This window comes from Aliihoeflea sp. 2WW (genome assembly GCF_000497755.1).
GTDB lineage: Bacteria > Pseudomonadota > Alphaproteobacteria > Rhizobiales > Rhizobiaceae > Aliihoeflea.
Genome location: NZ_AYOD01000021.1, coordinates 189,329 through 197,978 on the forward strand (window position 1 = coordinate 189,329; position 8,650 = coordinate 197,978).

At 67.2% G+C, this 8,650-nt stretch carries 13 protein-coding genes; all 13 read left to right on the plus strand.

Annotated elements, in window-relative coordinates; all coding sequences use genetic code 11:
* Positions 1-3: 3 nt before the first annotated feature.
* The 13 genes from flgF to fliP all read left to right on the plus strand — a co-directional run bounded on the left by flgF (position 4) and on the right by fliP (position 8,592).
* Positions 4-723 carry a flagellar basal-body rod protein FlgF gene (flgF, locus tag ALII_RS0112705; RefSeq protein ID WP_024587685.1) on the plus strand — a complete coding sequence of 240 codons (720 nt, stop codon included), beginning with the start codon at positions 4-6 and terminating at the stop codon, positions 721-723.
* Between the two features lies 1 nt (position 724).
* The gene (fliI, locus tag ALII_RS0112710) at positions 725-2,089 is read left to right on the plus strand and encodes a flagellar protein export ATPase FliI (RefSeq protein ID WP_024587686.1); all 1,365 of its coding nucleotides are present in this window, start codon (positions 725-727) and stop codon (positions 2,087-2,089) included.
* Complete coding sequence (locus ALII_RS0112715) at positions 2,070-2,609, plus strand: hypothetical protein (RefSeq protein WP_024587687.1); 540 nt, start codon at positions 2,070-2,072, stop codon at positions 2,607-2,609. Before fliI ends, ALII_RS0112715 begins: the two co-directional genes overlap by 20 nt.
* A 63-nt stretch (positions 2,610-2,672) precedes the next feature.
* Positions 2,673-3,053, plus strand: a complete 381-nt coding sequence (gene flgB / locus ALII_RS0112720) for a flagellar basal body rod protein FlgB (RefSeq protein ID WP_024587688.1) — start codon at positions 2,673-2,675, stop codon at positions 3,051-3,053.
* A 5-nt stretch (positions 3,054-3,058) separates the two neighbouring features.
* Positions 3,059-3,475, plus strand: coding sequence for a flagellar basal body rod protein FlgC (gene flgC, locus ALII_RS0112725; protein ID WP_024587689.1), 417 nt, complete (start codon positions 3,059-3,061; stop codon positions 3,473-3,475).
* Positions 3,475-3,786 carry a flagellar hook-basal body complex protein FliE gene (locus ALII_RS0112730; protein ID WP_024587690.1) on the plus strand — a complete coding sequence of 104 codons (312 nt, stop codon included), beginning with the start codon at positions 3,475-3,477 and terminating at the stop codon, positions 3,784-3,786. The genes flgC and ALII_RS0112730 overlap by 1 nt, the downstream gene beginning before the upstream one ends.
* A 13-nt stretch (positions 3,787-3,799) precedes the next feature.
* The gene (flgG, locus tag ALII_RS0112735; protein ID WP_024587691.1) at positions 3,800-4,588 is read left to right on the plus strand and encodes a flagellar basal-body rod protein FlgG; all 789 of its coding nucleotides are present in this window, start codon (positions 3,800-3,802) and stop codon (positions 4,586-4,588) included.
* A gap of 6 nt (positions 4,589-4,594) precedes the next feature.
* Positions 4,595-5,053: a flagellar basal body P-ring formation chaperone FlgA gene (flgA, locus tag ALII_RS0112740; protein WP_024587692.1), complete on the plus strand. Its 459-nt coding sequence runs from the start codon at positions 4,595-4,597 to the stop codon at positions 5,051-5,053.
* Positions 5,050-6,153, plus strand: a complete 1,104-nt coding sequence (locus tag ALII_RS0112745; RefSeq protein WP_029660494.1) for a flagellar basal body P-ring protein FlgI — start codon at positions 5,050-5,052, stop codon at positions 6,151-6,153. Before flgA ends, ALII_RS0112745 begins: the two co-directional genes overlap by 4 nt.
* A 17-nt stretch (positions 6,154-6,170) precedes the next feature.
* Positions 6,171-6,659, plus strand: coding sequence for a MotE family protein (locus tag ALII_RS0112750; RefSeq protein WP_024587694.1), 489 nt, complete (start codon positions 6,171-6,173; stop codon positions 6,657-6,659).
* Positions 6,656-7,360, plus strand: a complete 705-nt coding sequence (gene flgH / locus ALII_RS0112755) for a flagellar basal body L-ring protein FlgH (RefSeq protein WP_029660496.1) — start codon at positions 6,656-6,658, stop codon at positions 7,358-7,360. The genes ALII_RS0112750 and flgH overlap by 4 nt, the downstream gene beginning before the upstream one ends.
* 12 nt (positions 7,361-7,372) lie before the next feature.
* Entirely contained in the window at positions 7,373-7,861 is a 489-nt protein-coding gene (locus ALII_RS0112760; RefSeq protein ID WP_051375866.1) for a flagellar basal body-associated FliL family protein, read from the plus strand.
* The gene (fliP, locus tag ALII_RS0112765) at positions 7,858-8,592 is read left to right on the plus strand and encodes a flagellar type III secretion system pore protein FliP (protein WP_024587697.1); all 735 of its coding nucleotides are present in this window, start codon (positions 7,858-7,860) and stop codon (positions 8,590-8,592) included. Before ALII_RS0112760 ends, fliP begins: the two co-directional genes overlap by 4 nt.
* Positions 8,593-8,650: the final 58 nt, after the last annotated feature.

Below are 8,650 nucleotides of genomic sequence, written 5' to 3' on the forward strand. Positions count from 1 at the left end.
CCCGTGCAGCCCGGACTCTACGTCGCCCTATCCTCCCAGGTCGCGCTCGAGCGTCGCCTCACCACCATCGCCGACAACGTCGCCAATGCCGGCACGGTCGGCTTTCGCGCCACCGGCGTGAAGTTCGAGGACCTCGTCTCCAGCATGGGCAAGGGCTCGATGTCGTTCGTGTCGACCGGCGAGACCTATCTGTCGACCGCATCGGGCGGCATGAAGGAAACCGGCAATCCGCTCGACATGGCGATCAAGGGCGAGGCCTGGTTCGGCATCCAGACCCCGCAGGGCCTGATCATGACCCGCGACGGCCGCTTCACCATCCAGCCCAACGGCCAGCTCGTCTCGATCGAGGGCCATCCGGTCGTCGATGCCGGCGGCGCCGAGATCATCCTCGATCCGCAGGCCGGCCCGCCGGTCGTCTCGGCCGACGGCATCATCCGCCAGGGCGGCAATCTTGTCGGCGGCATCGGCCTGTTCGAATTCACGCCGGGCGCCGATTTCGTCCGCTACGGCAATTCCGGCGTCGTCCCGCCGACCGAGCCGCAGCCCGTCGTCGACCGGATCGATGTCGGCGTGATGCAGGGCTTCGTCGAGAATTCCAACGTCGACCCGGTGCTGGAAATGACGCGCCTGATCCAGGTCCAGCGCGCCTTCGAGAACATGGCGGCGCTGACCCGCAGCAGCGAAAGCAAGCTCGACGAAGCGGTGAAGGCGCTGGGCGCATAGCATGAGATCGATCCCGGTCCCGACCGCACTCGAAGCGCTCGAACGGCTGCATCTGCGCTTTGCCGATGCCGACGGGCTCGTGCGCTCCGGCGGACGCGTGACCGAAGTCACCGCCACCCACATCATGGTCGACGGGCTGACGCGCACCGCGCGCCTCGGCGACGTCGTCGAACTGCGCTCGCGCGCCGGCCTGAAGCTCGGCGAAGTGGTGCAGATCGCCTCGTCCGGCGTCATGGTCTCGCCCTTCGACCGCTCGGCGGACGCCGGCGTCGGCGAGACGGTCACGATCGTCGGCCCGCTCGGCCTCGCCCCCGACGTCTCGTGGCGCGGCCGCGCCATCGACGCGCTTTGCCGGCCGATCGACGGCTTCGGCCCCGTCGCGCCGGGAACCTCCGACAAGGCACGGTCCGCGCCCGCGGCCATGTCGCGCCAGCGCGTCGACAAGCCGTTCCGCACCGGCGTCAAGATCATCGATATCTTCACCCCGCTTTGTTACGGCCAGCGCATGGGCGTCTTCGCCGGCTCCGGTGTCGGCAAGTCGACGCTTCTGGCGATGCTCGCCAATGCCGACGCCTTCGACACCGTCGTCGTCGCGCTGATCGGCGAGCGCGGCCGCGAGGTGCGCGAATTCCTCGAAGACACGATCGGCAAGGCGATCAACAAGACCGTCGCGGTCGTCTCGACCAGCGACGAGAGCGCGATGATGCGCCGGCGCGCCCCCGAAACGGCGATGAGCGTCGCCGAATATTTCCGCGCCCGCGGCGACCGCGTGCTTCTGGTCCTCGATTCGATCACGCGCTACGCCCATGCCCTGCGCGAGGTCGCGATCGCCGCCGGCGAACCGCCCGTCGCACGCGGCTATCCCGCGTCGGTCTTCACCGACCTGCCCAAGCTTCTCGAACGCGCCGGCCCCGGCCCCGCCGGCGAAGGTTCGATCACAGCAATTCTTTCCGTCCTCATCGACGGCGACGACCACAACGACCCCGTCGCCGACGCAACACGCGGCATTCTCGACGGCCATGTGGTGCTGGAACGCACCATCGCCGAGCAGGGCCGCTATCCGCCGGTCGATCCGCTGGCCTCGATCTCGCGCCTGAGTTCCAAGGCATGGTCGCCGGACGAGCGCAAGCTGGTGACGATGCTGAAGGCGCTGATCGCCCGCTTCGAGGATACCCGCGACATCCGCCTTCTCGGCGGCTACCAGCCCGGCGCCGACCACGAACTCGACCAGGCCGTCCGGCAGGTGCCGCTCGTCTATGCCGCGCTCGCGCAATCCCCGCATGACGGTCCCTCGCGGGACCCGTTCGCCGATCTGGCCACCGGCCTGAAGCCCAAGGAGCAACCCGTTGCGCCCGCTGCAAACTGACCAACACGACACCGCCTGGAAGCGGTTCCTGCACCGGCGCGGGCTGACGAAGGGGGACATCGTCATCACCGCCGGCGGGCTCGGCCTCGCCTTCGCCTGCGCGGTCTTTCCCTGGTACGTATTCCTCAATCAGGATCAGTTCTCCCCGCCGGAAATGCGCTTTTCCGGCAACATGACGCCCGGCCGTCCCGATGCCTCGACGGTCCAGCCCCCTCTCGTCATGGCGCCGATGACGCCCGACGAGTTTCCGGTGATGGAGCTCGATCTCTTCGCGACCGGCACGCCGGGCGCCGACGAGCCGCGCGAAGCGGTCGCCGACCAGCCCTTCCCCGGCGAGCTTCCCGTCTATCGCCTCGTCCACGTCGCCAATGGCCGCGCTATGATCGAGGATGATGGCGGCCTGTTCGTCGTCCAGCCCGGCTCGCCGCTTCCCGACGCGACGACGGTCGCATCGATCGAACAGCGCGAGGGAAAATGGGTGCTCGTCAATTCGAGCGGGTCGATCTTTACCGTCGAGTAACCATCCGCAAGGCTGACGCAAGACTGGCCCGCTAGGTTCCTCGTCAAGATCGAGGAATATGTCATGCAACCAGTCAACCTGTTCTCGTTGGCCTCCGAACAGGCCAAGTGGCTTTCGGTCCGTCAGGCCACCGTGTCGGGCAACATCGCCAATGTGAACACGCCCGGCTACGCGTCGAAGGACATCGAGCCGTTCGAACAGGTTCTGTCCAACACGCGCGTCTCGCTGCAGCAGACGCATGTCAACCACGTCTCGCTGGGCGCAACGAGCCAGGATTTCCAGATCCGTGAGAATGAAATCTCCGGCGCCGAACTGCCGTCGAAGAACACGGTGGCGATCGAGGAAGAACTGATGAAGGCGGGCGAAGTCCGCCGCGGGCTGGAGCTCAATACGGGCATCGTGAAGGCCTTTCACCGCATGTATCTGATGACGACGCGAGGCTGACGCAGATGGACCCGCTTCTCACTTCCATGAAAGTCGCCGCCTCCGGCCTCGGCGCGCAGTCCGAACGGCTGCGGATCGTCTCGGAAAACATGGCGAACGCCCAGTCGACCGCCTCGACGCCCGGTGCCGATCCGTTCCAGCGCAAGACGATCACCTTCGCGGCCGAGCTCGACCGCGCCTCGGGCGGCTCCTTCGTCAACGTCACCTCGATCGCCAACGACCAGACCGCCTTCCCGCTCGAATATCTGCCGGGCCACGAGGCGGCCGACGCCAACGGCTATGTGCGCATGCCCAACGTCAACATGCTGATCGAGATGGCCGACATGCGCGAGGCCAATCGCGGCTATGACGCCAATCTGCAGGTCATCAAGCAGGCGCGCGAACTCATCTCCATGACAATCGACCTGATGCGGAGCACCTGATGCTGACTGCCATTCCCGGCCTCCAGAACATTGGCGGCACCGCCAAGCCCTTCGAAGCCGCTTTCGCGCAGCCCGCGCAGGCGCCCTCCATCGGCCAGAGCTTCACTGACGCGCTCGGCGACACCGCCATGGCGACCATCGGCAAGCTTCAGAACGCCGAGCAGGCCTCGTTCAAGGGCATGCAGGGCGGGCTGGAGACGCGCGAAGTGGTCGACGCGGTGATGAGCGCCGAGCAGTCGCTCCAGGCCGCCATCGCGATCCGCGACAAGATCGTGAGTTCCTACCTCGAAATCAGCCGCATGCAGATCTGACGGAGACGACACCATGAAAGCGCTCGCCATCGCGGCTACGGGCATGACGGCCCAGCAGGCCAATCTCGAAGTCATCGCCAACAACATCGCAAATCTGAACACGACGGGCTTCAAGCGGGCCCGCGCCGAGTTCACCGACCTTCTCTACCAGGTCGACCGCCTGCAGGGCGTGCCCGCGCGCGCCGATACCGGCGTCGTGCCGGAAGGCGCGAGCTTCGGCCTCGGCGTCAAGCTGGCCGCCGTCCGCAACGTCCACATGCAGGGCGCGCTCGCCACCACCGGCAACACGCACGACCTCGCCATCCAGGGCGGCGGCTGGTTCGAGATCGAGGGGCCGGACGGCGAGGTGCTCTACACCCGCGCCGGCGCGTTCAACCTGAATGCCGAGGGTGAGGTGGTGACGGTGCAGGGCATGCGCGTCCTGCCCAACATCGTCGTGCCGGAAAACGCGCTCGACTTCACCGTCAACGGCTCGGGCCAGGTCTTCGCCCGCATTCCCGGCCAGGAAGAGCCGGCCGAACTCGGCCAGTTGAACCTCGTCGCCTTCGCCAACGATGCCGGCCTTGCGCCGCTCGGCGACAATCTCTTCCGCCAGACCGGCGCTTCGGGCGACCCGGTGCAGGGCCTGCCGGGCATCGCCGGCCTCGGCACCATCGCGCAAGGGTATCTCGAAAGCTCCAACGTCGATCCGGTTCGCGAAATCACCGAGCTGATCAACGCCCAGCGCGGCTACGAGATGAATTCCAAGGTCATCACCACCGCCGACCAGATGGCGGCGACCGTTTCGCAGAACATGAGGTAGGACGCCATGTCGCGTCGCATGATCGGCATCGCCTTCGCCGCCCTCGCCCTCCTCGCCCCGGCCATCGCCGGCGCGCAGGAAACGGTCGTGGTGCCGACGCGCGTCATCTATCCGGGCCAGGAAATCGGCTTCGACCTGCTCGAAGTCGTGCCGCTGCGCCGCCAGCTTCCGAACCCCTCCATCTATGCGCTCGACATGGAGCAGTTCGCCGGCAAGGTCGCGAAGAACACGCTCCTGCCCGGCCGCATGGTCGCGGTCGCCGCGCTGCGCGAGGCCTATGTGGTGGAGGCCGGCAAGCCGGTCGAGATGCAGTTCGTGCAGGGCCCGCTCGTCATTTCCGTCACCGGCGTCCCGCTTCAGCCGGGCTCGACCGGCGACATCGTGCGCATCCGCAATCTCGATTCCGGCGCGGTCGTCTCCGGCGTCGTCATGGCCGACGGCACGGTCCGGGTCTCCGCATCATGAAGCGTATCGCGATCGCCATCCTCGCTGCGCTGGCAGCCTTCGCGCTGCCGGCCGGCGCGACCTCGCGCATCAAGGACGTCGCGACGCTCCAGAGCGCGCGCGACAACCAGCTCGTCGGCTACGGCCTCGTCATCGGCCTGCAGGGCTCGGGCGACAGCCTGCGCAACTCGCCCTTCACCGAACAGTCGATCCGCGCGATGCTCGAAAATCTCGGCATCGCCTCTCAAGGGTCGGCAGCGCGCTCGCGCAATGTCGCGGCCGTCATCGTCACCGCCAACCTGCCCGCCTTCGTCCAGTCCGGCGCCCGCATCGACGTCAACGTCTCGTCGATGGGCGACGCCGCCTCGCTGCAGGGCGGCACGCTGGTCATGACCCCGCTGCGCGCGCCCGACGGCGACATCTATGCGGTGGCACAAGGCGGCGTCATCGTCTCCGGCTTCACAGCGCAAGGGGCCGCCGAAACGTTGACGCAGGGCGTCCCCACCGCCGGCCGCGTGCCGAACGGCGCCATCGTGGAGCGGCAGGTCCCCGGCTCCTTCAATGGCGACGCGACGCTGACGCTGCAATTGCGCAACCCCGATTTCTCGACCGCAATCCGCATCACCGACGCGATCAACGCCTATGCCCGCCAGCGCTTCGGCACTGCCGTCGCGGCCGAGCAGGACGCGCGCACCGTCACGATCACGCGCCCCGCCAACATCTCGACCGCCCGCTTCTATGCCGAGATCGAGAACCTCGTCGTCCAGTCGGATACGCCCGCCCGCGTCGTCGTCGACGAACGCACCGGCACCATCGTCATCGGCCAGGACGTCAAGATCGCCCGCGTCGCGATCAGCCACGGCACGCTGACGGTGCGCATCACCGAGATGCCGCAGGTCGTCCAGCCCGACCCGTTCACCGACGGCGAGACGGCGATCGAGGACTTCACCCAGATCGACGCCCAGCAGCCCGACGCGCAGGTCGCCCTTCTCGACGGCCCGAACCTCGAGACGCTGGTCGCCGGCCTCAACCGCCTCGGCGTCAAGCCGGACGGCATCATCTCCATCCTCCAGGGCATCAAGACCGCCGGCGCGCTTCAGGCCGAGCTGGTCGTGCAATAGGCCGCGCGATGACACCTATGACCCTCTCTCATTCGCTGCGGCTTGCCGCGGTCGCCGGCTGCCTGCTCGCCTTTGCCGGCCCCGCCGCCACGCAGGACACGCCCGTCACGTCGAACGACGTCGAGCGCTTCTGCACCAACATCACCGACGCCGCGCGCGACCAGCGCTATGCGCTCCAGGCGGAGGAACTGCGCAGCCTCCAGGCCGAGGTCGATGCCCGCATCGCCGCGCTGGAGGAAAAGCGCGCCGAATACGAGGAATGGCTCGACCGCCGCGAAACCTTCCTGGCCAAGGCGCGGGAGAACGTCGTCGACATCTACGGCCGGATGCGCCCCGACGCCGCTGCCGAGCGCCTGACCGAGCTCGGGCCGGAGCTTGCCGCCGGCATCCTGATGAAGCTCGACGCCCGCAAGGCCGGCATCATCATGAATGAAATGGAAACGAAGGCCGCTGCCGGCGTCACGTCGATCATGGCGAGCGCGGCGCGCGAAAAGGACCCGTCATGATCGTTCGCAACGGCGCTGCCGCCCTCTCGCTTGTCATCCTCGCCGGCTGCTCGCAGACCGCCGAACTCGGGCGCGAGCCGAAGCTGACGCCGGTCGGCTACGGCGTCGTCTCGGGCACGAAGCAGACCATGACCTACCCGAACCCCGATGCGCCGCAGGTGCGTCGCAACTCGCTTTGGGACGACCGCCAGAGCCGCCTCTTCACCGACGCCCGCGCGCTCGACAATGGCGACATCCTGACGGTCCTGATCTCGATCAACGACCGGGCCGAATTGAACAACGAATCCGACCGCCGCCGCACCTCCAACCGCACGATGGGCCTGTCCGGCAACGCGTCGTGGGAAGCGGCATCCACCGGCGGTGGCCTCGACCTCTCCGCCTCGGGCAACAGCCAGAGCGCCGGCCGCGGCACCACCGAGCGCTCCGAACAGATCAACATGCGCGTCGCCGCCGTCGTGACCGACGTCTTGCCTAACGGCAATCTCCTGATCATGGGCTCGCAGGAAGTGCGCGTGAACGCCGAACTGCGCATCCTCACCATCGCCGGCATCGTGCGCCCGTCCGACATCGGCGCCGAGAACACGATTTCCTACGAGCGCATCGCCGAGGCCCGCGTCTCCTACGGCGGACGCGGACGCCTGTCCGAAGTCCAGCAGCCGACCTGGGGCCAGCAGGTCGTCGACACCGTGCTTCCCTTCTAGGAGATCGCAGGAATGGCAATCGCGATCGAAGACAAGACGGGCGAGAAGAAGAAGGGCGGCTCTGCCGTCGTGACCGGCATCGTCTTCCTGGCGCTGACGGCGGGTGCCGTGGGCGCCGGCTGGTTCCTCGGCGACATGCTGGGCTCGGAGGCGAGCGCCGCGAAGGCCGAAGCCGCCGAGGCGATCGCCGGCGCCGAGGCGGGCGAACATGAATCGAGCCTCGCGCTCCTGCCGCTTCCCGCCATCACCACGGCCCTCGCGGCCCCGGCGGATGTCTGGGCGCGGCTGGAAACCACGCTCCTCTTCGAGCAGGAGGTCGACGAACTCGTCGGCGAAGCCGTCCATCAGGACATCCTCGCCTTCCTGCGCACGATCAAGCCACACCAGATCGAGGGCGCGTCGGGCTACCGCCACTTCAAGGCCGATCTCGACGACATCGCCCGCATCCGTTCCGACGGCAAGGTGAAGGGCGTCCTGATCCGGACGCTGCTGTTCGAATGAAAGTCTTCGCTTACGCCATCGCCTTTTTCTGGCTGACGGGATCGGCCGGAGCCCAGACGCTCGACCTCGGCGCGCTGACCGGGCAGACCGACGGCTCGACGGTCGGCACCATCATCCAGCTCTTCGGCATCCTGACGGTCCTCTCCGTCGCGCCGGGCATCCTGATCATGGTGACGAGCTTCACCCGCTTCGTCATCGCGCTGTCGATCCTGCGTGCCGGCATGGGCCTGCCCTCGACGCCGGCGAATTTGATCCTGATCTCGCTATCGCTCTTCATGACCTTCTACGTCATGTCGCCGACCTTCGACACCGCCTGGCAGAACGGCTTGCAGCCGCTGATCAACAACGAAATCTCGGAAGAAGAAGCGGTCACCGAGATCGCCGAACCATTCCGCGCCTTCATGCTGCGCAACGTCCGCGACCAGGACCTCGCCCTCTTCGCAGACCTCGCCGCCGAGCGCGGCCAGGCGATCGCCGAGGGCGATGTCGTCGACATGCGAATCCTCGTCCCCGCCTTTCTCATCTCGGAAATCCGGCGCGGCTTCGAGATCGGCTTCCTCATCGTCCTGCCCTTCCTCGTCATCGACCTCATCGTCGCGACCATCACCATGGCCATGGGCATGATGATGCTGCCGCCAACCGTCGTCGCCCTGCCTTTCAAGATCCTGTTCTTCGTCCTGATCGACGGCTGGAACCTGCTTGTCGGCAGTCTGGTACGGTCGATTTCCTGACCGGTTTTCCTCCGAATTGACCCCCACCCTTTATCCCTCCCCACAAGGGGGAGGGAGG